Origin of the sequence: Wolbachia endosymbiont (group B) of Horisme vitalbata (genome assembly GCF_964028625.1) — a bacterium.
Classification (GTDB): domain Bacteria; phylum Pseudomonadota; class Alphaproteobacteria; order Rickettsiales; family Anaplasmataceae; genus Wolbachia.
In genome coordinates this window covers 182,163-205,646 of the sequence record NZ_OZ034797.1, presented here as the reverse complement: position 1 = coordinate 205,646, position 23,484 = coordinate 182,163, and the positions used below count along the sequence as shown (strand labels likewise).

The 23,484-nt window shown below is 33.4% G+C and carries 19 protein-coding genes and 1 pseudogene; 16 read left to right on the top strand and 4 right to left on the bottom strand.

Translation table 11 applies throughout. From position 1 onward, the window contains the following. From ABWU56_RS01130 to ABWU56_RS01115, 4 genes and pseudogenes are all read left to right on the top strand, one after another. Positions 1-1,463 (top strand): annotated as a pseudogene (locus ABWU56_RS01130) (DegQ family serine endoprotease). 372 nt (positions 1,464-1,835) lie between these two features. Further along, entirely contained in the window at positions 1,836-3,248 is a 1,413-nt protein-coding gene (locus tag ABWU56_RS01125) for a hypothetical protein (RefSeq protein WP_353281625.1), read from the top strand. Between the two features lie 204 nt (positions 3,249-3,452). Further along, positions 3,453-4,400, top strand: a complete 948-nt coding sequence (locus ABWU56_RS01120) for an IS110 family transposase (RefSeq protein ID WP_253307293.1) — start codon at positions 3,453-3,455, stop codon at positions 4,398-4,400. Positions 4,401-4,605: 205 nt separating this feature from the next. Next, the gene (locus ABWU56_RS01115) at positions 4,606-4,989 is read left to right on the top strand and encodes a hypothetical protein (RefSeq protein ID WP_353281624.1); all 384 of its coding nucleotides are present in this window, start codon (positions 4,606-4,608) and stop codon (positions 4,987-4,989) included. Positions 4,990-5,080: 91 nt separating this feature from the next. On the opposite strand, the gene ABWU56_RS01110 is transcribed toward ABWU56_RS01115, so the two are convergent. Beyond that, positions 5,081-6,493 (bottom strand): IS4-like element ISWosp2 family transposase, encoded by a 1,413-nt coding sequence (locus ABWU56_RS01110; protein ID WP_264686125.1) that lies wholly within the window; start codon positions 6,491-6,493, stop codon positions 5,081-5,083. 12 nt (positions 6,494-6,505) lie between these two features. Here ABWU56_RS01110 and ABWU56_RS01105 point away from each other — a divergent pair, with 12 nt between their 5' ends. After that, the gene (locus tag ABWU56_RS01105; RefSeq protein ID WP_353281623.1) at positions 6,506-7,825 is read left to right on the top strand and encodes a hypothetical protein; all 1,320 of its coding nucleotides are present in this window, start codon (positions 6,506-6,508) and stop codon (positions 7,823-7,825) included. Positions 7,826-8,514: 689 nt separating this feature from the next. On the opposite strand, the gene ABWU56_RS01100 is transcribed toward ABWU56_RS01105, so the two are convergent. Continuing rightward, complete coding sequence (locus ABWU56_RS01100) at positions 8,515-9,627, bottom strand: alpha/beta hydrolase (protein ID WP_353281622.1); 1,113 nt, start codon at positions 9,625-9,627, stop codon at positions 8,515-8,517. A gap of 68 nt (positions 9,628-9,695) precedes the next feature. Here ABWU56_RS01100 and terL point away from each other — a divergent pair, with 68 nt between their 5' ends. Both terL and ABWU56_RS01090 read left to right on the top strand, forming a co-directional pair. After that, entirely contained in the window at positions 9,696-11,093 is a 1,398-nt protein-coding gene (terL, locus tag ABWU56_RS01095) for a phage terminase large subunit (RefSeq protein ID WP_264730039.1), read from the top strand. A gap of 130 nt (positions 11,094-11,223) precedes the next feature. Continuing rightward, entirely contained in the window at positions 11,224-11,745 is a 522-nt protein-coding gene (locus ABWU56_RS01090; protein ID WP_006013204.1) for a pyrimidine dimer DNA glycosylase/endonuclease V, read from the top strand. A 208-nt stretch (positions 11,746-11,953) separates the two neighbouring features. On the opposite strand, the gene trmB is transcribed toward ABWU56_RS01090, so the two are convergent. Next, a complete protein-coding gene (trmB, locus tag ABWU56_RS01085) occupies positions 11,954-12,598 on the bottom strand; it encodes a tRNA (guanosine(46)-N7)-methyltransferase TrmB (protein WP_063631013.1) in 645 nt (214 codons plus the stop codon). A 103-nt stretch (positions 12,599-12,701) separates the two neighbouring features. Here trmB and ABWU56_RS01080 point away from each other — a divergent pair, with 103 nt between their 5' ends. The 3 genes from ABWU56_RS01080 to ABWU56_RS01070 are packed head-to-tail and all read left to right on the top strand — an operon-like array spanning position 12,702 to position 15,013. Further along, on the top strand, positions 12,702-14,354 hold the full coding sequence (locus tag ABWU56_RS01080) for a 30S ribosomal protein S1 (protein WP_264375979.1): 1,653 nt from the start codon (positions 12,702-12,704) through the stop codon (positions 14,352-14,354). A gap of 19 nt (positions 14,355-14,373) precedes the next feature. Continuing rightward, positions 14,374-14,652, top strand: coding sequence for an HU family DNA-binding protein (locus ABWU56_RS01075; RefSeq protein WP_010404234.1), 279 nt, complete (start codon positions 14,374-14,376; stop codon positions 14,650-14,652). A gap of 43 nt (positions 14,653-14,695) precedes the next feature. After that, complete coding sequence (locus ABWU56_RS01070) at positions 14,696-15,013, top strand: cell division protein ZapA (RefSeq protein WP_010404232.1); 318 nt, start codon at positions 14,696-14,698, stop codon at positions 15,011-15,013. Here the strand turns inward: ABWU56_RS01070 and ABWU56_RS01065 are convergent. Beyond that, positions 14,991-15,257 carry a succinate dehydrogenase assembly factor 2 gene (locus ABWU56_RS01065; protein WP_010404229.1) on the bottom strand — a complete coding sequence of 89 codons (267 nt, stop codon included), beginning with the start codon at positions 15,255-15,257 and terminating at the stop codon, positions 14,991-14,993. The two genes, ABWU56_RS01070 and ABWU56_RS01065, sit on opposite strands and share 23 nt — an antisense overlap. Before the next feature lie 99 nt (positions 15,258-15,356). Here ABWU56_RS01065 and rseP point away from each other — a divergent pair, with 99 nt between their 5' ends. The 6 genes from rseP (at position 15,357) to ABWU56_RS01035 (ending at position 23,159) form a co-directional block, all read left to right on the top strand. Beyond that, on the top strand, positions 15,357-16,472 hold the full coding sequence (gene rseP, locus ABWU56_RS01060; RefSeq protein WP_064085479.1) for an RIP metalloprotease RseP: 1,116 nt from the start codon (positions 15,357-15,359) through the stop codon (positions 16,470-16,472). A gap of 7 nt (positions 16,473-16,479) precedes the next feature. After that, positions 16,480-18,813 (top strand): outer membrane protein assembly factor BamA, encoded by a 2,334-nt coding sequence (bamA, locus tag ABWU56_RS01055; protein ID WP_353281621.1) that lies wholly within the window; start codon positions 16,480-16,482, stop codon positions 18,811-18,813. After that, positions 18,814-19,374, top strand: coding sequence for an OmpH family outer membrane protein (locus ABWU56_RS01050; protein ID WP_264682578.1), 561 nt, complete (start codon positions 18,814-18,816; stop codon positions 19,372-19,374). It abuts the gene before it with no gap. Between the two features lie 4 nt (positions 19,375-19,378). Beyond that, entirely contained in the window at positions 19,379-19,810 is a 432-nt protein-coding gene (gene fabZ, locus ABWU56_RS01045) for a 3-hydroxyacyl-ACP dehydratase FabZ (protein ID WP_353281620.1), read from the top strand. A gap of 45 nt (positions 19,811-19,855) precedes the next feature. Beyond that, complete coding sequence (locus ABWU56_RS01040; RefSeq protein WP_353281619.1) at positions 19,856-22,669, top strand: FAD-dependent oxidoreductase; 2,814 nt, start codon at positions 19,856-19,858, stop codon at positions 22,667-22,669. An 85-nt stretch (positions 22,670-22,754) separates the two neighbouring features. Next, on the top strand, positions 22,755-23,159 hold the full coding sequence (locus tag ABWU56_RS01035) for a hypothetical protein (protein ID WP_353281618.1): 405 nt from the start codon (positions 22,755-22,757) through the stop codon (positions 23,157-23,159). Positions 23,160-23,484: the final 325 nt, after the last annotated feature.

Genomic DNA, 23,484 nt, shown 5'->3' with positions numbered 1-23,484 from the left:
ATGAAAAGTAAAGCATTTATTTTATCTATATTTGCATATTTTTTAATTTCATTTTCTTCATATGCTAATCTGTTTGCAAAAACAGTTGCAGATCCTGTATGTAGTTGTAATAAAGGGCTTGCTGATATAGTGGAAGAACTTATTCCCGCAGTTGTAAATATTTCAAGTGAGCAAATAGTTAAGCAAGAAAATAACAGTAGAACTAAAATTCCCTTTACGCCAAGAAATAATTTCTTTGATGACTTTAGAGAATTTTTCGAGCATTTTGATCAATTTTTCGATAGAGCTCCTAGCATTAATAGAGAAGTGACGTTACTTGGGTCTGGATTTATTATAGATAAAAGTGGAACCATAGTAACCAACTATCACGTTATTAAAAATGCCCAAGATATTACAGTTACTATGAACGATAATACTTATTTCAAAGCAGAAGTTTTAGGCTATGATGCAAAAACTGATCTTGCTGTGCTTAAGATTAATTCTGATAAAGATCTTCCTTTTGTTGAATTTGGTAATTCTGATAAAGCAAGAGTTGGTGATACAGTTATTGCAATAGGCAACCCTTTTGGTTTGGGTGGCTCTGTAAGTACAGGAATTGTGTCTGCAAGATCTAGAGACATTAGTATTGGTACTATGAATGAATTTATTCAAACTGATGCTGCAATTAATAGAGGTAACTCAGGGGGACCACTATTTCATCTAAATGGAAAAGTTATAGGTATTAATACTGCTATTTATTCCCCATCTGAGTCTGGCGGTAACGTGGGTATAGGCTTTGCTATACCATCTAATCTAGCTATTTCAATTATTGACACATTAAAAAGTGGTAAAAAAATAAAACATGGTTGGCTTGGCGTGCAAGTTCAGCCTATAACAAAAGAATTTGCTGAATCCTTGAGTTTAAAAGATATCAAAGGTGCATTAGTTGCAAGCGTAGTAAAGGGCAGTCCTGCAGAGAAAGGAGGAATCAAAGTAGGTGATATACTATTAGAGTTTGACGGCAAAAAAATTGATAGAATGACGCAATTACCTCATATGGTTTCACGAACTGAGCCCGGAAAGAAAGTACAGGTTAAGTTACTTAGAAAAGGTAAAGAAGTCAATATCAAGGTTGCAATCGAGGAATCTACAAATGATGATTCAGGTAATAATCAAGAAGAAAATAAATCAACATCTAGTTATATAAGTGGTTTAACCGTTTCAAATTTGCCAAAAGAACTAAAAAAAAATGCACCCACAAAGGGTGTAGTAGTTACTAGTGTAGACAGTAGTAGTAATTCTACACTACGGTTATTAAGAAAGGTGATATAATTATTCAACTAGATGGAATCGATATTGAAAATACTAATGATTTTCAAAAACAAATTGATTCAGCAGTAAAGAAAGACGGCAAAGATTCAGTAATGTTACTTATTTACCGCAATGGAAACCAGTTTTTTACTTCAATCAAATTGAAGAAGTAGCTATTTATCTAGCTGGTCATGAAAAAATTGCTTGACAAATTTAACTAGCTTCTTTACCCTAAGGGTGAGGGCTTTTCTGTAGATTAATAAAATTTATCCCTATACTGAAAACGTTTCCAACGAGATTATGGAAGAACTAGATTTCAGTATCAAGCACTGGAACATCATCATCTATAAGATGAAAGAGCTGGAGTGGTAAGAAATTCGATAATATAAAGCATTTTTATGCTCAGTTGTAAAAAAATAACTTTCTTTCACAAATTAGTTTATAACTAAATTAGTATAAAGCATAATCATATTTACTTATCATCATTATTAATCAATAATTAATACCCATAAATTAACTATATCTAATCGCAAAGGGAGGTGGAGATGCGTTTTAAACTAGAAAAAGAAGATATTCCACAAAACGATTGTAATAATAGAATTGGTCGTAGGGTACCTGCACAAATAAGATTAAATAACAAAACAACATTTAGCCTGCCTAGTGTATCTTACATTATCATCGACAACAATATTGGTCTGCACTTTCAAATTTGGGATTTGAAGCATGACGTGGCAAGTATACTAAACGACTTATCTGAATGGCCACAATTAAAGCTAGAAAGGGTAGGAAATGATTACAAATTCGCTTTAGTTACTACCTCTGATCAACCTTATTATTATTACTATGATGGCAAAAATACTATGATAGATACTATTGATCGTATACCTCATGGTTACACAGATGGTTTCTATGTTAACGCATATAATCGTGAAAGCTGTAGTATTTATTATGAACTGCTAGAAAACAGGAAGGTTTTAATAGATCCAAAAGACATAATTAGTAGCAAAAATGTCAGTCTTATTTTGGAAGATCTTAAAAGTTCACCTGATAAAAGACTCAAAATAAAAATAGGAGACTATTTGTTTAAAGAATCAAGAAATATATACAAATTATATAGGAGCGCTCAGGTATATAATTTAACTGGTGGAAAAGTTGGCATATTGAATAATATCCTTTCAGCATTTACTCGTATAGACAATATATTCCAGCTATTCCCTTTTCATGAAATGGAGAGCTTGAAAGCACAAGATACCTATTTCGCAGTAAAAAAGTTAGGCAATAGTTATGTTGGTTGCATATCGTATGAAAATAGCACATGCAAAAATTTTTATAATTTTAACCCTAATTCTTTTGGGTATGAGAACGACAATAGACCAGGTCCATATCCTTATTATTATAACTTAGAAAATTTCGATAACTTTTTGGAGGTTGATGTGAATATTCAAGAACATATAAATTTAGAAACAGAAATTGAACTTTTAAAACGCAGAATAGACAGATTAGAACGTACTGGTGTACAAGGTCCTAAAGGTGAGCCAGGTGAAAGGGGACAAAAAGGTGATAGAGGCTTCGATGGAGAGCCTGCTCCTCAAGGTATACAAGGTCCTCCAGGACAAAAGGGCGAACTAGGTTATACCGGTGCACCCGGTGAACCGGGGTTCCACGGTAAACAAGGTTCCAGAGGTGATAAGGGTGACCGAGGTTTTCCTGGTCCAGAAGGTTCTGTAGGTAGCACTGGAGCACGTGGTCCTAAAGGTGAACCAGGCCATTTGGGTCCAAAAGGCAACAAGGGAGAATCTGGTTCTCAGGGTAAGCCAGGTATAGATGGAACAAAAGGTATAAAGGGTGATAGAGGTGTGCGAGGTGAAAGTGGAACGAGTGGGCCAAGGGGTTGGAAAGGTGAGCCTGGTTCTCAAGGTCTAAAAGGTGAGAGAGGAGATTGTAAGTTAAAAACGTGATATAAAAGAGATAAGAGAGAAAGATAACCCTGCTCACTAGGAATAGGGCTATCACGGGCATGTGCAACCGAGAAGAAATTGGTATTACAACCGTCGGTATCAAGGTACACTAGCCCTATCTCTCGATACGTTTGAATAGTTGTTTGGGACATATATATGCACCCGCTTACAATCTTAAATTCACTAAAACTATCGAGGTTTATTATGGTTACATCTTATCAAAATTTTATTGGCATTGATATCGGAAAATTTAAAAATGTCGTCGCAATTCACAAACAGAAGAATGCTGTCGAATTTGATAATAATGCTTCTGGTTGGCAACAATTGTTTCAAGAGTTTTCAGATATTCTACCTAATTCTTTAGTGACTTTAGAAAATACAGGGAAATATGAACTTGGCTTATCACATTTTCTTACCGACAAAAATATTGCTGTGCATCGAGCTAATACTCGTAAAGTAAAAAGCTTTATTTTATCTCACGGAACTTTAGCAAAGTCTGATAGATCAGATGCAAGAGCTCTTGCTCAATATGGATTTGAACGCCATAGAACTCTCTCTTTATTTGTACCTACCTCTACAGAACAATCAACCTTGACTGCACTTTGTCAACGTCGTGATGACATTACGCAAATGAGAGCTCAAGAAAAATGCAGACTAGAGGCACCGGAAAATGATCATATAAAAGAAAGCTGTCAAAAGACCATTGAGTTTTTCAATAGTCAAATAAACGAACTCAATAATACCATACAAAAGATTATTGATGAAAGCTGCGAATTACAACAACGCCAAAAAATCCTTAAAACAGTTCCTGGAATAGGTAAAAAGTTATCACAAGATTTTTTGTGTTTAATGCCAGAGCTTGGTTACTTAAACAGAAAAGAAGTAGCAAGTCTTGCCGGAGTTGCACCGCATCCAAAAGAAAGTGGTAAAGCTGTTGGTTACCGAAGGATTACAGGTGGTAGAAGTAACGTTCGTTCAAAGCTCTTTACAGCTGCTATGGCTGCCGCAAAGTCCAAATCTGTACTTGGTGCATTTTATTCTAAGCTTGTTGAAAGTGGTAAGAAGAAGATGGTGGCTATAACAGCACTAATGCGCAAAATTATAGTAATTGCTAATACAAGACTTAAAGAAGAATTTAATTTGCATATTTAAAAATTTACACAGCAGTAACTGAAATGAATATTGTGAATAAGTACGTTCACACAGACTTAAAGTACTTATTCACATATTCATTGGCTTAAGTAAAAATTGCTGTGGTAGCTGTTTGATATAGGATCCTATTTCTATGACAAGCGGGTTTTTATTACCCATATAATTTGCAAAATTACACAAATAAAAAAATTTTTAAAAAACATAGTTGATTGTAATACAATTTGAAGAAGTATTAGGAGCAACAGCTGTGAAATGTGGCATTTCAAAGAGAAGTCTAAATTTTGATCCAATGGAACTGCAGTCAACCATTATCAATAAGTCATTACTTAATGATGAAAATCATAACGAGTTGTTGAAGTTCTTGTGTGTAACTGCGAAAAAATCATTCCCTAATTACAAACAAACCGGTAAATGTTTGGCTATTTTTAAAGATAATATGGAAAAAAGATTAAATGAGCAGAAAAGAGCTTTCGTTAATACTGAAAAAATAGTGGCAGATAATGAGCAGCCAAGGAGTTTTATGAGTTATGTTGCTCCTCCTAGTAGCCTCAGTACCATTAATCAGCAAGTTATTGGTTATTTAAGGTAATATCATGGAAAAACATATATTTAAAATAGACGATAAAAATCCGCTTTATAAAAAATTGATTAAACTTCCCACTGCATATTACATCTTACTATTACCCACAAATATAAAGTTCGTGAGCAAGTCGCCATCCTTCTGCTAGATCAAAGAGACGTCTCCATCCTTTCCAAATAGTAATGGGTCCTGGTTCTAGATCATTTTTTCTAGCCAAATGTCCTCCAAGTTGAGCAACCCATGAAACAGCTTCTTTTATAGTAGGAGTTGCATTTGAACATGGTTTTCTATGTATTTTTACATATAGAACTTTCCATTCTTCTTCGGCTAATAAGGTAGTACACGGTAATGTTGGATCAGTTCTTGCAATTGTTGTAATAAAGAAAATTCTCCAAGCAATAATACTCATTACTGTTAAATATCGCATCAACCTTTCTGCTGTTCCAAGCCTACATTCTTCAACTTTGAGACCAGATTTTAAAATTTTATGTAATATTTCTATTTTCCATCTAAGACAATACCACCTAACTTTTTCAACAGCTTCATCAAAGGTATTGACTGGAAGATTTGTTAAAAGCATCCACTCTAGCGGACTTGTTTCAGAAGGAAAGTCTTTTTCAACAACGTAAACTGCATAGTGTGGTAATTTAAGTAATTCTTCTTTCTTATGCCTAATACTATTCTTAGATGGATGCATAATAAACTTTCCGAATCTAACTTCCAAATGTGCTGTTCTTTTTGGCTTATTATCTTTTGCAGGAACTTCAACTTTTACCGTACCTGCACAATGAGAGGATTTAATAAATTCCCATAACTTCTGCTCACCTTTTTCAGGATATCGAGATTTTCTATTTACTGCCCTATCTTTGGAAGCTCTAACTAACACTGCCGAATTAAGATTATGTGCAAGCTCAAAAAACTCATATATATCTGCTTCTCTATCGCATATAGTTATAGTCTCAGTTTGAGTTGAATCAATAATGTTGTTTGTGTTGCTTAAAGTTTCTAACCATTTTATACTCTCTTTATCTTCAATGCGGATACTGTCATTGTTCTTTTTTTTTATGTTTTCAGATTCTTCAGGTCTTGAATAAATTTTTTGATCTAGTATCCCTAGTACCAAACCTTCTATACTAACAGCTAGAGCTGTATGCATTATAATACCTTGACTATGTTTTCTTGTAATAACTCCCAATCCACTTGTTTTTTCATGGTCTGTGTATGAAATATAACTTGTATCTTGGATCACAAAAATTTTTTTATGGGCTTTTGTTCTTTCAACTGTTTTAGCAACGTGTGAAGCTAGAATATCGCCTTCTTTCACGTTCTCATTTTGAAAAAAACGATATGCTGCTTTTGCTTCTGACCAACTTCCACACGCCTGATTGATTGAGCTTTCAGGTAAACTTGTAAAACTATCAGCAATATTTACTAATCGGTCAGTTAACCTTTTATCTCCAAGTACAGCATCTCCAAATTCATTTTCAGCCCATTCATTATTCCTGTTTGCCATTTTTTACCCTCAATGTTTGCAAACTTTAATGTTGTAATACTTTATTTTTATGTCCATTTATATTTGTGGGTAATAGTAAGATATTACATAGTAAAGGAAAATGGTAATGTTAATACTGTTTCTTCACATATTGGTACAGTTGAAGTAGGGAATATTAATGATTTAAAGTTAAAGGAGCAGGGTGATGAGATAGTTTTATTTACAAACAACTCACCTCTGAAATTAAATGGCACGGACTTTATTATAGAACAAAAAGCTATCATAGGCGAGAATCAAGATAATATTATAAAACAGCTTAAATTAGTAGAAGAAGCGTTAATTTCACGTAAGTACATAAAAGACAGTAATAATTTTGTTATTGAACTCATAATGAGTGATGATGATGGAAATAATTTTATTGGAATGCTCAATTTTATCAATTTTAACGATGAAAATGACCCAGTACTACAAAAAATTCAAGAAGAAAAAGGTGGACTTTATTTTACAATAGAAGGTGATTATATCTATATATCAGATGAAGAAGGAAAATGTCTTCCAGTATGTGAAGATGGTAGTTGCTATAAGTATCAATACACAAAAAATGAACATGATATATTAGAAATTAGTGAGATATCAACAATAATAAAAAACTTAACTAAAACTGAGCAATGCAGTGCACCAGCTAAGGCAGGGCAGAATTTTACTTTGCAAAAGGGAAAAGAATTATCGGATAATATCTATCAAGCAGATATCATGTTAAACGGTAAGCTTGTAGCTACTTTACCAAAAATAGGTTACTGCATGCTTGATGACCAATTGGTCATACATAATCACGTTACAGAAGAAGAGATAAAAATTCCTAGAGACTTTCATTATCTTAAAGTAGTCAAGTCCAGTAGTAATGATGATTATCAATTAACGTTTTGTAATTTCTTAGGTAATGAGTTTTTTGAACATAAAAAGTATGATTCTCAATACTCAAATGTTCCAGATGAATACCAGTATACAAGTTTAAACTATATGAAAAAGGGATATAAGCCAAATTTCTGCAAGTTGCTTAACGATAAACCATCTTTTTTTATTGCAAAAGGAACTACTAATCAAGATTCTTCAGGCCACTGCCCAGCTGATGTATTTGAATTAACAAAAAGTGGAAAAGGTAAGAAAATGGCTACATTAATTGATCAATTTGGCTCTTTCAATAAAGAGGGTAAGTTTCAATATTGTGATTACCATACAAAAGCAGATTACGATGTTTATGATTCTTATAAAATTAATAAAGAGTACAAAACAACAGATGAATTTCTCTTCAATGATGACATAGTTCTTTATACTATTCCAGAGCTATCTTAACCACGCACAAAGTATATTATAATTGTTTCAATAATTGTTTTTAAAATTGAATCGAGTAGACTTTCAAGCAGTGTAAAAATGTATTCTTTTTAGTTTAGATTCGCTACCATTTTGCCACTCGTTAGTACCACGGTGGTTTTGTAATAGAACGCAAGCTGCAAAAACTTAAGGAAAAAATGGTCAGTGCTTGACACTGGCATCTAGTTCTTTCTATCAAAAATGCTGTAAAGTGTTCACCAATTTAGTTGGATCCCAGTACTGGAATGATATTATGAAGACCTAGCAGTTTATGACGGTGTCATTCCAGCGCGTGGCGCTGGAATCTAGTTCTTATTACCTGAGTCTTCTGGGTCCCAGTACTCGTATGACAAGAAAAGGGAGTATTGGTTTCAGCATTAGCCATGCATCTGGATCCCAGTATCAAGTACTGGGATGATAAGAGAAAGAGGACACTGGGATGAAATTATGAAGGCCGGGATAAACACTATGAGGACTGGAATGACATTATGAAGGCCTAGCAGTTTATGACGGTGTCATTCCAGCGCGTGACGCTGGAATCTAGTTCTTATTACCTGAGTCTTCTGGGTCCCAGTACTCGGATGATAAGAAAAGAAACACTGGTTTCAATATTTGCATGCATCTGAACAGATACAGATGGCTAAAATATTGAAGAAAGTATACGCGTCAAGTTAAGAGCAACTAGCCTTCTTTGACTTGTTAAGAAAGGTCTTTTTTTCCCCAGATTCTATTATCACATGCTGAAATGACATCGAAGGACGCTCTTGCTTCTTCATGTAATTATGCAAAAAGTCCTTTGAATTTTTGCAGCTTGAAAAATCTTTATAAAATTTACTTTCTTTAAATGCTTTAACCTTCTCCTCATTATTTAATGAGCCACGTTTAGAAAAATATTCATCTGTAATGTGAATATATAAACTAATCAACTCAGGAAAAGTGTAATCAGTTTTGTTGGAAGACTTTAAACACGTAATTGGCAATTTATGTATATCTTTATCAGCTTTTTTCGAATCAATACACTCATCATTTTTTCTTAATATTATATGCTGCTTAAAAAAGCCTTCATATTCCTCAAAATCTTCAAATATTTCTTTTTTTTGATAATCTTTCCTTCTACCGCTTTGATCTATTTTTTCTATTTCTGTTGCAAGTTGCGCTGGCTGTTTTATCGTTTTATCTCCCTCTCGATTAAAGTACATTGTATAAGGAGTAATTGAATTTACGATTTTATATGTCTTCCAGTGGCAGCCAAAAATCTTTAGTACCAATTTGATTATCGGAGCAAGAAAAATTTTTAATTTTGCTATGAATCCAAAATAATAAAGAGAAGCTTGTTTAAGTGAACTTGCAGCATTGCTAACGATGCATCTTAAATGTATATCCTTATACTTAAAATTTTTATGAACCTCTGCAGCCACATGTCCACCTAGGCAGTCTCCAAACAATATGATATCATCTGGCTTTATACCTTTTTCCAATAAGTTAGTTACAACTGCTATACCAGATTTAACTCTATTGCTACGTATCAATGAACTGTTTTTACTTAAACCAAGTCCAGGATAATTAAAAAGATGTACAGTTATCCCTTGCTCTGTGGCCCAATTCCAATTTTGGGAATAATCTTTACCAGGGCTTAACGCTCTATTTCCACCAATAAAGTATATCAGATGTTTTTCACCTCGATTATTGTTTTGATTTTTACCAAGAAGCGTAATTGTCTCTATTTTTATCCCGTTTTGAGTTTTTATAAATTCTCTCTCAGTTTGCTCTCTTATTTCTTTCATATTTTAACTCTCACTATGCTGGTTTAATTACACAACAAAATCTTAAAAAAATCAACAAACCTTAATTTATGAACAATATAAACCTTCTCAAATTCATTGAATTATGCTTTCAAACGGTAGTGCCGGGGTGTGAGTATAATGATTATCAATATATAAAAGTCATAGCAGACAGGCTTGAAGCAGCAAGCGCTGGTGAAGCAAGAAGAATAATATTCAATATGCCGCCGCGTTCAATGAAGTCCATTTGTGTAAGTGTTGCATGGCCCGCATGGATACTTGGAAATCAGCCAACTGCAAGAATAATAGTTGCAAGTTATTCTCGGCTCCTCAGCGAAAAGCACTCACTCGATACAAGGTGCATAATGCAATCTGATTGGTATAGAGAGCTATTTCCGAAAGTAGAATTATGCAAAGATCAAAACACTAAATATAAATTTCAAACAGTGCAAAGAGGATGTCGAATTGCAACATCAGTTGGAGGAACATTAACCGGTGAAGGTGGAGATTTCATTATCGTGGATGATCCACTAAGTCCCGCACAAGCTTTGAGCGAAACATTTAGAAAGCGTGCTGCAAACTGGTTTGATCAGGCTTTAGTAACCAGGCTCAACGACAGAAAAAAAGGAGTTATCGTTCTTGTGATGCACAGACTCCATTTAGAAGATTTAACTGGTCACCTCCTCTGTAAACCAAGAAACATATGGCATCATGTCTGTTTACCAATAATAGCTGAAGATAAGGAGATTATTTATTCAGTTAATAATCATATTCCAGAGCATGAACAGGAAATATACTCAAGAAAAGAAGGTCAATTGTTGTATTCCCTAACTGAAGGAAAAGAAGAAATTGAGATGATAAAAGCTGAACTTGGGAGTTATGGTTTTGCTGCTCAATACCAACAAAACCCTCTACCACTTTCAAGTGCTATAATTAAACGAGAGTGGTTGAAGCGCTATAAAAATTTTCCTGATAGCCTCTTGCATGTAACACAAAGTTGGGATACTGCAATTTCAACAAACAATACAAGTGACTTTAGTGTCTGCACTACCTGGACAAAAGTAGATAATACATTCTATTTACTCGATGTATATCGCGCAAAACTTGAATATCCAAAACTTAAAGAGAAAGTTCTATCGCTGGCTGCAAGGTGGAAGCCACACGCAATTTTAATCGAAGCAAAAGCAAGCGGTCAGCAATTGGTTCAGGAGCTCAGGAAAAACAGTGATTTACCTATTATTCAAATAGTACCACATGATGACAAATTAACTCGATTTCACCGAATTGTCCCAATTATAGAATCTGAGCGGGTTTTTCTCCCTAACCAAGCAGTATGGCTTAGCGACTTTGAGTATGAGATTTTAATGTTTCCAGAAATCCGTCACGACGATCAAGTAGACAGTACCGTGCAATATCTTCAGTGGGTGAGAAATAATATTGCTAGAGTGGTAGCTATACGTTCATTGTAGCTTGAAAAGGTTCCTCGGAATTGTGTATAATTTTTTTAACTGAGCTTATTTAACTTATCCATTTTCTGAATGATATTTTAGGGTTTATTGAAATAAATACTACGCAAAAATTCTATCTCTGGGTGCTTAGATGAATATCTTTATATTAGACGAAAATCCTGTAACTGCAGCACAAATGTTATGCGATAAGCACATAGTAAAAATGCCGCTAGAAACTGCTCAATTGCTTAGCAGTGTTTTTTCAATAGCATTAAAAGAGCCAAATCCTTTAGTCAGCATTACAAACCAGAATATAGAAGTTCCATATAAACTTACTCACAAAAACCATCCTTGTTCTTTATGGGCTAGACAATCAAAAGGAAACTTTGATTGGTTAATAAAACATGGAAAAGAATTGTGTATAGAATATAGCTTGCGATACAAAAGAACGCATAAATCCGAAGAAGTTATAGATTGGTGCGATAATAACAAGGATTTGCTAATATTTCGATCAGCTGATATACAAGCTTTTACACAAGCGTTACCTGATCGATATAAATGTAGTAACCCAATAGAAGCATATAGAGAATATTACCTAAAAGAAAAGATGAGATTTGCTAAGTGGGAAAAAGGTAGAGAAGCACCAGATTGGTTGCTAGACAAAATGCTATAGGTTATAAAATTATCCAAACCGATCATAAAAAAGGTAGAATTGAAGTTGCAAAAGCAATGCTGGCTGATAATGTTGATGTTTATCAAGTTTATTGATCTTTCTATTTGTGAGATTAAAGAATTCAGTAAACTGTTATTCCCAGTATATGGTAGGCTACTTGCACTATAGAGTGTCATGTACACATCTGTACTAACAAGCAGAGGTAAATCTAAGTCAGTTTAGATATAACATTTACTTTAAAAAACTTTATTTTACGCTGATATTCTAGCGCTTTTCTGTGGTATTTTGTTGGGGTATAATTTGCAAAACTATCTTCCTTATAGGTTAAAAAATTACACTGCTTTATATGTAACTCTATCCACTCTGCATAATCCTGATGATCAGTTGCAATAAATATTTCACCTGTGACAAGTATTTTTTTTGCTAATAAATTTAAAAATTCCGTATTAATTAACCGTCTTTTGTTGTGACTTCTTTTTGGCCATGGATCTGGAAAGAGAATAAAGAATTTTTCAACACTGTGGTCAGGAAAATTGACAATTAATTCTCTTGCATCTTCTGTCCATATTAAAATATTTTTTATGCTGTGTGCTTCTATGCTTTTTAGCAAGGAAGAGACCCCCTTTAAATAAGGCTCACATCCTATAAATAATAGATCAGATTCATTGAATGCCTGATGGAGCATATTTTCACCATTACCGAAACCTATTTCTACTCGTATTCTTTTTTGTAAGTCTACGATCTTTTTTATAGATTCCTTGCTGTTTTTAATAGAATACTTCTCCAAAACATTCAACTTCAACCTAGATCTTCTGGAAAATGACCTAATCCAATTATTATTCCTAGATAACATATCTTACATAACTTAATCTTTTATAGCTTAAACAATTCTCGAAATGAATTAATGAGAATTTACTTGTCACTAATTATTAATATTATATAATATATGAGTTCTAATGAAGTTAAAATTAAAAGGTATGGAAAGTACAGTTGCTATCAAGAGGCTATCATCAAATAGGTTCATAGAAGAGATATTTCAAGATCAATTTGATAATCAAGACAATGACTTTTGTGAAGATTCTTTTGCTAACAAAATCAAAGAAGGAGATGTGGTAGAAGGTATAATCACAAGAAGAAATTCTAATGATATTGTGGTTGATGTTGGTTTAAAGTCAGACGGAAGAATTCTGATTAAGGAGCTCAGTTGTAATGATGATATCACTGTTGGCTCGAAAATTAGAGTTTATGTTGAGAGAATTGAAGATTACCATGGTAATGTTGTTCTTAGTCGTGAGAAAGCAATCAGAGACGAAAAATGGAATAAATTGGAAGAAAGCGCAGTTACAAAAGATGAAGTAACAGGAATCATTAAACGCTCAATTAAATGCGGTTTTATTGTTGATCTTGGTGATGGAATAAGTGCGTTTTTACCGCTGAGTCATGTGGATTTGAAGCAAATAAAAGATGCTAATCACCTTATTGAAACTGAACAAAAATTCATCGTGCTTAAAATGGATAAGAAGCAGGGGAATATTGTAGTATCAAGAAAGCTGGTATTAGAGAAATTGCATGCTGGTGAAAAAATTAAGTTTTTAGAATCTTTAAATGAAGGTGATGTAGTAGAAGGCAAAATAAAAAGCATCACTCACTACGGTGCATTTGTTGGCATTCATGAATCAGATACAGTGGGAGTTATAGATGGGCTGCTACATATTACAGATATCTCTTGGAGTAATGTAAGTCATCCATCTGCAATTTTTTCTTATGGTCAGCATATAAAAACTAAAATTATAAAAATAGATAGAGAAAATGGAAAAATCTCCCTGGGTGTAAAACAATTAGGAGACAATCCTTGGCAAGATCTAGAGTCAAAATGTCCAATTAACAGCGTACACAAAGGATGTGTAACGGGTATAAAAGATTGTGGATTCATTGTTGAGATTAAACCTGGGATTGCGGGTTTGGTACACTCATCAGAAATAACTTGGAGCAAGAGTAATTTACCAATCAGTAGTTTTGTAACAATAGGACAAGAAGTGGATGTAAAAATTCTCGGTATTGACATTATTAAAAATAAGATGAGTTTAAGCACAAAAAGGTGCGTAGAGAATCCTTGGCAAGTATTTATTGATAAATATCCTCTTGGTTCTATTGTTTCTGGTAAAGTTAAAAGCAACAATGGTTCACAAATATCTGTGACTTTTGATAATTCTGAGATATCTGAGGACGTAGAAGGAACAATTTATATGCAAAATCTAAGTTGGTCGAAAAACAATTCAGATGAGATAAAAAAGTATAATGTAGGTGATGAAATAGAAGCAAAAGTGATAAGGGCTAACGTAGATCGGACAAGAATTTATCTTGGAGTAAAGCAAATAGAGTATGATCCTCTTGAAGAACTGATAGAGAAAGTTAAAGTAGGGGATAAAATTCAGGTTACTGTAAGTAAGAGAGAGGAAAATGGTCTAATCGTTGAGGTTGAGAACAATGTAACCCTTTTAGTAGATCAAGAGCATTTACCAGAAAATAAAAAGTTTTCTATATCAGAAAAAATACAAGTTGAAGTAGTAGGTGTTGAAAAATATAATATAATATTATCTGCCAAATAACTTCTTGTGCTTCATATAAATGGCAACGAAATCTGATATAATAGCAAAAGTGGCAAAAAAACACCTTTTGTTAGATAAGGTCATTATAGCAGACATAGTTGATAGTTTCTTTCGAGTGTTTTCAAACACGTTGAAATATCATAATAGAGTTGAAATCAGGGGGTTTGGTTCTTTTTCAATTAGAAGCTATAACTTGAAAGAAGCAAGTAATTTGACGTCACAGAAGGTTGCAAAACATCAATACTTTAAAACTTATTTTCGTAGCAGTAAAAAGTTATCCCTCTTGATAAATGAATAAAAATCTATATTGTAAATTTGAAAGTTGTACAATATAGCATCATATGCAAGTAGTAGAAATAGTTATACATAATAACACATATAAAATATCTTGCGAAAGTAAAAAGAAGGACCATTTATTACAACTTGCTAATAGCTTCAACAAGCTAGTTAGCTCCATATCTCAAAGAACTGGAGGTAAGGGCTCAGATGCATTAAATTTCTTACTTGCAGCATTGACTCTCGAAGACAAAATTTTAGAATTAACAAAGCGATTAGACGAAATAAATCAAGAATGCAAAAAGTATAGGGAGGAAAAAAGAGTAGAATATGCTGAAGTATTAGATAGGGTAAACAAGATTATTGGGTGCATAAGTGATTAAAGCAAGCAATCAAATCGACTACCTCACTACTCAAATCAGGGGGGAGAAGTTTCTTACGAGTGATGTAACAATATAATTCGCAATCATCAAGATCAACTATTTTTTCGTATTCAATTAGTTCACTTAAGGAAAATTTATCAAGATATTTCAATGCAAAATGCCCTAAAAGTATATCAGTTTCTTTACAACCCCTATGCCAACTCCTATACATCAGTTTTCTTCTTAATAAGGAGATATCTATCATTGTCATTAAACTTTTTTTTAATTTAAAGACTAAACTAAATACTTGTCAAGCAAGGCGCATTTTAATATACTCAACGTTTGATTAAGATTTAAAACATAGGTGGAATTAATTTCTCATCAACTTAGCGCTGGAATATATTATTTTTTATCGTTTTCTTTAATAATTTCTATCATAGTATTCGTGCATGAATGTGGGCATTATATTGTCGCTAAAGCATGCAAGGTTAAAGTTGAATCTTTTTCTATAGGCTTTGGTCCTGAAATTTTTGGTTTTAACGACAAGTCTGGAACTAGATGGAAATTAAGTGCCTTTCCATTGGGTGGCTACGTTAAAATGTTAGGGGATACTAATGCAGCAAGCGTTCCTGTTGATCAACAAAAATTAACTGAAGAAGAAAAATTATACTCATTCCATACAAAACCTCGATATCAAAAAGCAGCAATAGTTTTTGCAGGGCCTTTTGCAAACATGATATTTACCGTTATAGCTTTCACAATATTTTTCAGCGTGGCAGGTTATTATCGTACTCCACCAGTAATTGGTAATGTAATTGAAGAAAGTGCAGCAAAGCAAGCTGGCCTATTACCAGGTGACACTATTACACAGATCAATGAGTACAAAATAAAATACTTTGAAGATATTTCACGCGTGATAATGTCCAATCCTGAAACAAGAATAGAAATTAAGTATAGCAGAAATAACGAAGAGTACAGAACTATTCTAACTCCGTTTACAGTTGAGGATAGAGATGTCTTTGGTAACATAATAGAAAGAAAAACTATAGGAATTACCTCAATTAATATGATAGGGTTAAAACAGTCATCTTTTCTTGGAGCTGCTAGCCTATCAGTGAATGAAACCTACCACACTATGTGTTTAACAATCAAAGCACTCTTTCAAATTGTTGTTGGTAAAAGGAGTATAAATGAAATAGGTGGGCCAATAAAAATTGCAAAATATTCAGGGCAATCAGCTAAAAAGGGACTTATGATGGTTCTATATTTTATGGCAATTATTTCAGCTAATTTAGCTGCAATTAACTTGCTGCCAATACCACTACTAGATGGTGGGCATTTATTTCATTATATTATAGAAGCAGTTATACGTAGAGATTTGAGTTTGAAATATCAAAAATATGCAGTCACTTTTGGTGCTACCATACTGTTTTTGTTGATGGCAGTTGCAATCACAAATGATATTAGGCATCTTTTTTAAGATACATATGAAAAAGTTATTTCACATACTAATAATAATACTTATTTCTTTTCCCACTCTACTTGTTGCTCTAGAAAATAAAGAAAAAGTACAGATAAAAAATATTAAGTATATTGGCAATGAGCGAGTAAGTGATCAAACAATAAGGTTTTATACAAAATTAGAACCAGGTAGTCATATAAATGATGATGATGTAGATTCAGTTATAAAAGATTTATACAAAACAAAGTTATTTGCTAGTATTAACGCCTATATCGATGATGAAAAAAACTTAGTAGTAAAAATTCATGAGAATCCATTGATTAACAAAGTAATATTGAAAGGCAATAAGTTATTTAACAGTAAAGAGTTGCTAAATAACGTTATCCAGTCAAAATCACTAACTATTTTCACTGAAACAAAATTACAAAACGATTTAATAAATCTAGCTACTCTTTATAGGAACAGTGGTAAAATTGGTGTTAAAATTGCATATGAGCTAGATAAGCTTGGTAGCAATAGGATAAACCTAATTTTTAAGATAAAAGAAGGAAGAACGTCTAAAATTAAGGGTTTACGATTCATAGGTAATAAAAACTTTTCAGCAAATGAGCTAGAGCAAGTTATCAAAAGGCATAGCAATGATATATTTAGTAAGTTATTTAGAGCCATTTTTAAAAACGGAACTCATTATTCACCTCAATATCTACTGATTAACACAGAACTGCTTGATCGCTTCTATTCATCTAAGGGATATATTCAAAATAATATCCAACCAATTGTTGAGGTTGATAATAACAACCAAATAGAGTTAACTTTTTTGATTGATGAAAAGCAGCAATACTTATTTGGAAATAATGAAGTTGATATTGAAACTGAGATTAAGGATTTAAGTTTAAGGGAAGAAATATTAGAATTTATCAAAGAGGAAAATAATCAAATATTTAATAGAGTTAAAATTAACAATACAGCAGAAAAAATAAGTAAACATTTAAACGAAAAAGGATATATATTTGCAAAAGTTAATCCAGAATATACACAACATAACAATATTGTGGATGTAACTTACAAAGTGCTACCAGGTAAAAAGATTTATATAAACCAAATTACTATTGATGGCAATGACCGCACTTTAGATAAAGTAATTAGAAGAAAACTTAGCATGGCAGAAGGCGACGCATATAACACATCTGAGATTCAAAAATCACGTAGAAAACTTATATATAGCGATTTTTTTGAAACAGTAAAAATAAATAGTTATATAGTGGATGAAAATGCAGTAAATCTTGATTTAAATGTCAAAGAAAAAAGAACTGCCTCGTTATCTTTAACAGGTGGCATGTCTCTTCCTGGTGGAGTATTTGTTAAAACCGATTTCACAGATCGTAATTTATTTGGTAGTGGTAAAGAGGTATCTTTTGCTCTTGAAAAAAGTCAATATGTTCTTTCTACTAGTATAGACGCTATTGAAAATAATTTTAACGATTCTGATACGTCATTAGGCGTAGGTATATTTTATGAAAAACAAGATAAGCCAAACACCACTTTTGATACTTGTGACTGGGGAGGAACAGTAAAATTATCTTATAAAATTTTAGAAAATCTAACCAACTCTATTCGCTATTCTTATAAATATAACCATATACATATGGACAATAAGAGTGGAAAAGATGAGGATATCTCTGAGATAATAAGAGATCAAGAAGGTGAGTATCAGGTTTCATCAGTGGGATATACGTTATCATACAATAAACTGGATAACCTCTATACTCCTAAAGAGGGATATTTATTGCGCTTAAATCAGGATATTTCAGGATTGGGAGGAAATGTAAATTTCCTAAAATCTGAGTTTTTGTCTTTTTATACACGCCCTATACTAAGCAAAATTGATGATGATATAACATTGCGCTTTAAAATAGCAGCAGGTCATATTTTCTCTTATACCGATAAAGAGCTAAATATTGGCCAGCACTTTTTTAAAGGTGGTAATGAAATTAGAGGATTTGACCTTTCCGGCATTGGACCAAGAGCAGAAGACAAAAATAAAAGCTCATTGGGAGGCAAAACTTATTTTAATTTAACACAGCAAGTAGATTTTCCACTATCTAAATTATACGACTATGCTGGTATCAAAGGCTCACTATTTGTTGACTACGCAACACTTTTTGGTTTAGATGAAAAGGAGATATATAGTGGAAAATATTACGATAGTAAGCTTATAAGAGTATCACCAGGTTTTGGCTTTTCAATGCCCTCTCCTTTTGGTAGACTTAGATTAGATTTTGGGTTTCCCTTAGTAAAGGAAACTTATGATATAATACCATCACCAAACGTTAAAATTTCTATTGAAGCGGGGATTTAAATGAAATATATACAGTTATTTACATCAGTTATTGCCTTAATTATTTCCTTATTTGTGGGGTATAAGTTTGTAGGGTATCAACCTCAGAGCACGCTTAATACAAAGGCTGCCATTATTGATAGTGACAAAGTTATCAACGAATCTCTGGCTCTGCAAAATATACAACAACAAATAAAGGAGCAGAATTCTAGATTACAGCAAGAATTTGAAAATGAGTTAGAAAAATTTAAGCCATCGAAAGAAGAATTTGACCTTTTGTCAGAGGAAGCAAAAAAAGAAAAGACAGAACAATTTAGTAAGCATACTGTAAGCGTTAGGGATAATTACGCTAAGAAAATGTCACATTTAGAAGAAAATTATAGAGAAGCAGTAGAAAGTGTCTTTAACAAGATAAAAGAAGTTGCTAAAAGAACGGCAGAAAAAAACAATATAGATTTAGTACTATTTATTTCAAAAAAGAATCAAGTTTTATACTCCATGGATGAAGTCGATTTATCGGATGTGGTATTAAAAAATGTAAACAAGGAAATACCTGAATTTGCTTTGCAAAGCATTGAGTAGGCTTATGCAATGTAATATCAATGATATTATAAAAATACTACCACATTCTTATCCTTTTCTCTTAGTAGATAGGGTTATAGAATGCGAACCTGGTAAAAGTATAAAAGCAATCAAAAATGTGACTTTCAACGAGCAATTTTTTATTGGTCATTTTCCTGGCCATCCGATAATGCCAGGAGTTTTGATAGTTGAGTCTTTAGCTCAGGCATCTGCTATATGTGTCCTCGGTAAAGAAACAATAGAAAATAAAGTTGTTTACTTTATGTCTATTGAAAACGCAAAATTCAGAAGACCAGTTATTCCAGGGGACACGTTGGTTCTTCAATCCAATATAAAAAATGCGTGTTTGGGTGCACGCAAATTTGAGTGTGTTGCATATGTTGGGGAAGAAAAAGCTGCAGAAGCAACAATCTTAGCAAGACTGCAAGACAAATAAAATCTTCATCTCTAAGAAACAGTATGTACACTGTATAGTATAACAATGCAACTGAATTTCAAAATCTCATTTTCAAACTTATACACTTGTAGTGGATTAATAAAATTAGATGAGACGTTTTTAGATTATATAAAATCGTGCGATGAAAGCTTGTTTTGTTCATTAATTGAAGCAAGAGAAAAAGCAGCTTCTTCTTTGATGTCATCCCAGTGCTTGACACTGGGATCCATAGAACAACCAATGTTGGCCTCTCAAATGACAGATAGTCAGTTAATAATAGACCTCTCATATTTACTTGATGAATTTATTGCAAAACTTTTTAATATTGGAAAAGAAGCAGAGGAGCTAAAGAAAAAGCACAACGACTTTGCTGCAATATATAAGTGTAAAAGGTTATTTGTTCAACGCTATGCATTAAAGAAGTACACTGATATAGCAGATATAGATATTGATTATGTTACCAGCAAATTAAATCGCTTTCTTGCCCTACCAACAACAGAAAAAAATTTTGCTGAGCAGGTGATGCGTTGGTTGGAAAATAAAGAGGATCACAAAGAAGAAATAGAACTTGCAGCGCAATATGCAGCGTGGAGAGTGAAAAATAAACAGAGTATACTTTTTAGTATTCACAGAAAAATTGATCACGAAAATCTCGTATCGTTCTTCAAAAAAGAAGTAGACGAAGTTGAGGTATTGTATTCAAGCAAAACAAAAAGACGACATGGTTTTGATCTGACAAGTGAAAAGGTGAGTTTGAATAAAGCATTGGATAATGCTCATTACTGCATATTTTGTCATAAGCAAAATAAGGACAGTTGTTCAAAGGGGCTAAGTAATAACGACAATACCTTTAAACAGTCCCCACTCAAAGTTGAATTGCACGGCTGTCCACTAGAACAAAAAATATCAGAAATGAATCTGGTGAAAAGCGAAGGGTACAGCATAGCAAGCCTTGCAATTGTGGTAATAGATAACCCCTTATGTGCAGCTACTGGGAACAGAATATGCAATGATTGCATGAACTCATGCATATATCAGAAACAAGAGCCTGTAAATGTGCCAATGATTGAAACAAGGATTCTAGATGATGTGCTCATTTTACCGTATGGATTTGAAATATATTCTCTGCTTAGCCGTTGGAATCCTTTAAATTTTCAGCGTCCATTGCCAAAAGGAAACACAGGAAAAAACGTCCTAGTTGTAGGGCTTGGTCCTGCGGGTTTTAATTTAGCTCATCATTTATTAAACGATGGGCATAACGTTATCGCCATTGATGGACTAAAGATTGAACCTTTGATCGATAATTTTCAGCTAATTAAAGATTTCGAGCATGAAAAACTAAGTGAACGCACAGCTGGTGGATTTGGTGGAGTAGCAGAGTATGGCATAACCTCTAGATGGAACAAAAATTATCTAAAAATCATTAGACTTTTGCTGGAAAGACGTGAGAATTTCGCACTTTATGGAGGTATTCGTTTTGGTGGCACGATTAATGTTGATGACGCGTTCAACTCGGGTTTTGATCACATCGCCCTAGCACTTGGCTCTGGCAAGCCACGAATGATCAAAATAAAGAATATACTAGCTCGTGGAGTGCGTATGGCATCTGACTTTCTTATGTCGTTACAACTGACTGGCGCTCTTAAATTTGATTCTATAGCAAGTCTGCAAGTTCGTATGCCGATAGTTGTAATAGGGGCTGGGCTTACTGCGATTGACACTGCCACTGAAGCTTTAGCGTATTATCCAATTCAAGTAGAAAAATTTCTACTTCGTTATGAGATATTAGTTGATAAGTATGGAAAGGACTGTGTTGAAAAAGATTGGACAGAAGAAGAGCACGAAATTGCGAATGAGCTGATATCGCATGCACAATTGATCCAAAAAGAGCAAGAATTAGCAAAAAAAGAGAATAGAGGAGCAAAAATACTGGAGTTAATGCAGAGTCTTGGGGGAGTGAAAGTTGTATATAGAAAAGAGCTGAAAGACTCGCCAAGTTATCGATTAAATAGCGAAGAGGTGCAAAACGCATTATCAGAAGGGATTTACTTTATTGAAAACTTAGAGCCAGTTGAAGTTGTGACAGATAAATATAACCATGCTGAGTCAATAAAACTGATAGACACAAAATCCGGCGAAATCAAACGTATAAAAGCACGTTCTATTTTTATAGCAGCAGGTACTGAGCCAAATACAGTTATTGCAACAGAAGATAAAAAGCATTTTAAATTAAGTAATGGGTATTTTACTCATTTGAATTCATCAGGAAAAGAAATAGACCCAATATTTTCTCCTAAAATGCAAAATAAAGATAGAATATTAGTGTATAAGCAAGGCAATAAAACAATCAGCTTTTTTGGTGATCTTCATCCTTCGTATAGTGGCAGCGTCGTGAAAGCTATGGCAAGTGCTAAGAACGGCTACCCTATTATTTCTCAGCTTTTGAGTGGAGTGATCCAAACAGCTCATCAGCCAGCGTCACGCGCTGGAGTGACGCTGTTCCGTCAAGCTAACAAAGAATTCTTTAATAGAATCAAAGAGCAATTCACTGCAAAGGTTATAAAAGTTCAATATTTAACAGACAAAGTTGTGGAAATAGTGATCAAAGCACCACTTGCGGCAAAGAATTTTAAACCTGGACAATTCTTTAGGTTGCAAAATTTTGAAACCAATAGCAGAAAAACTCACCTCACTATGGAAGGTATAGCAGTAACCGGCACTGAAGTAGACAAAAAAAAAGGATTTATTTCTACTATTGTGCTTGAAACTGGCGGTTCCACTAATTTATGTAAATGTTTTAAAAAAGGTGAACAAATAATTCTTATGGGTCCAACTGGCAGTCCTACTGAGATTGGTTAAACCTATTTTGTACTAATTATACCATAATGTATATTATTTATTAATAAATCTATACTATAATAATGATTTTTATTAAGGTAGTATTATGACACATAAGTTAAGATTCACACTTCCAAAAGAAAGCTACTCTATAGATATAGGACCATGTTCTGCAAAAAGTAGAAAGTGTAAGGAGTTTATAGCAAAAAACGAAGACGTAGGTATGAAGTTTCTTATTTCTACTAAAGATGATACTGGCAAAACAGGAAAAATGTCCCTTTGTAAAGATAATAACGGTCAAGATGAGTGTACAAAATCCTACACAGTTCAATCTCCAGTAATTTATAATGATCTTTTTAATGATAGCTGTAAATACGTAAGTGTTCTTTTGGATCATGATAAAGGACATTTCACTAGGATGCGCAATGAATTCGATAAATATGATATTGATTACACAGTTATGGATGACGGTAAAACACAGAATATGCTGTCAGAGGATTTTATGATCTAATTTTCATTATACAGCTACTAAAGAGCTTTCTTGATTCCAGTGTCCGCTACTCGAATGCCGTCATTACAGTACTTGATACAGGGATCTATAGCTAAAACAATTTAAGATTCCGCTACGTGTTAGTGGAATCTATGCTGAGACACCGCGGCGGTATCTAAAAAAAGCGTTAAAGACTAGATTAGCAAAGAATTCTTTAATAGAATCAAATATTGCGAAGAGCATAAAAGTCGAATGAGTGCATTGAAAACTGGCAGCTCCATTAGATTTATGCAGATACTTAAAACAAAGAAAGTAAATCACTCTCAACTATCAGACTTACTGAAGT

Bases quoted from the DNA above. Each gene is read 5' to 3' on its own strand.
- ABWU56_RS01125 (WP_353281625.1), top strand. From the start codon at position 1,836: ATGCGTTTTAAACTAGAAAAAGAAGATATTCCACAAAACGATTGTAAT.
- ABWU56_RS01120 (WP_253307293.1), top strand. From the start codon at position 3,453: ATGGTTACATCTTATCAAAATTTTATTGGCATTGATATCGGAAAATTT.
- ABWU56_RS01110 (WP_264686125.1), bottom strand. From the start codon at position 6,493: ATGGCAAACAGGAATAATGAATGGGCTGAAAATGAATTTGGAGATGCT.
- ABWU56_RS01105 (WP_353281623.1), top strand. From the start codon at position 6,506: ATGTTTGCAAACTTTAATGTTGTAATACTTTATTTTTATGTCCATTTA.
- ABWU56_RS01100 (WP_353281622.1), bottom strand. From the start codon at position 9,627: ATGAAAGAAATAAGAGAGCAAACTGAGAGAGAATTTATAAAAACTCAA.
- terL (WP_264730039.1), top strand. From the start codon at position 9,696: ATGAACAATATAAACCTTCTCAAATTCATTGAATTATGCTTTCAAACG.
- ABWU56_RS01090 (WP_006013204.1), top strand. From the start codon at position 11,224: ATGAATATCTTTATATTAGACGAAAATCCTGTAACTGCAGCACAAATG.
- trmB (WP_063631013.1), bottom strand. From the start codon at position 12,598: ATGTTATCTAGGAATAATAATTGGATTAGGTCATTTTCCAGAAGATCT.
- ABWU56_RS01080 (WP_264375979.1), top strand. From the start codon at position 12,702: ATGAAGTTAAAATTAAAAGGTATGGAAAGTACAGTTGCTATCAAGAGG.
- ABWU56_RS01075 (WP_010404234.1), top strand. From the start codon at position 14,374: ATGGCAACGAAATCTGATATAATAGCAAAAGTGGCAAAAAAACACCTT.
- ABWU56_RS01070 (WP_010404232.1), top strand. From the start codon at position 14,696: ATGCAAGTAGTAGAAATAGTTATACATAATAACACATATAAAATATCT.
- ABWU56_RS01065 (WP_010404229.1), bottom strand. From the start codon at position 15,257: ATGATAGATATCTCCTTATTAAGAAGAAAACTGATGTATAGGAGTTGG.
- bamA (WP_353281621.1), top strand. From the start codon at position 16,480: ATGAAAAAGTTATTTCACATACTAATAATAATACTTATTTCTTTTCCC.
- ABWU56_RS01050 (WP_264682578.1), top strand. From the start codon at position 18,814: ATGAAATATATACAGTTATTTACATCAGTTATTGCCTTAATTATTTCC.
- fabZ (WP_353281620.1), top strand. From the start codon at position 19,379: ATGCAATGTAATATCAATGATATTATAAAAATACTACCACATTCTTAT.
- ABWU56_RS01040 (WP_353281619.1), top strand. From the start codon at position 19,856: ATGCAACTGAATTTCAAAATCTCATTTTCAAACTTATACACTTGTAGT.
- ABWU56_RS01035 (WP_353281618.1), top strand. From the start codon at position 22,755: ATGACACATAAGTTAAGATTCACACTTCCAAAAGAAAGCTACTCTATA.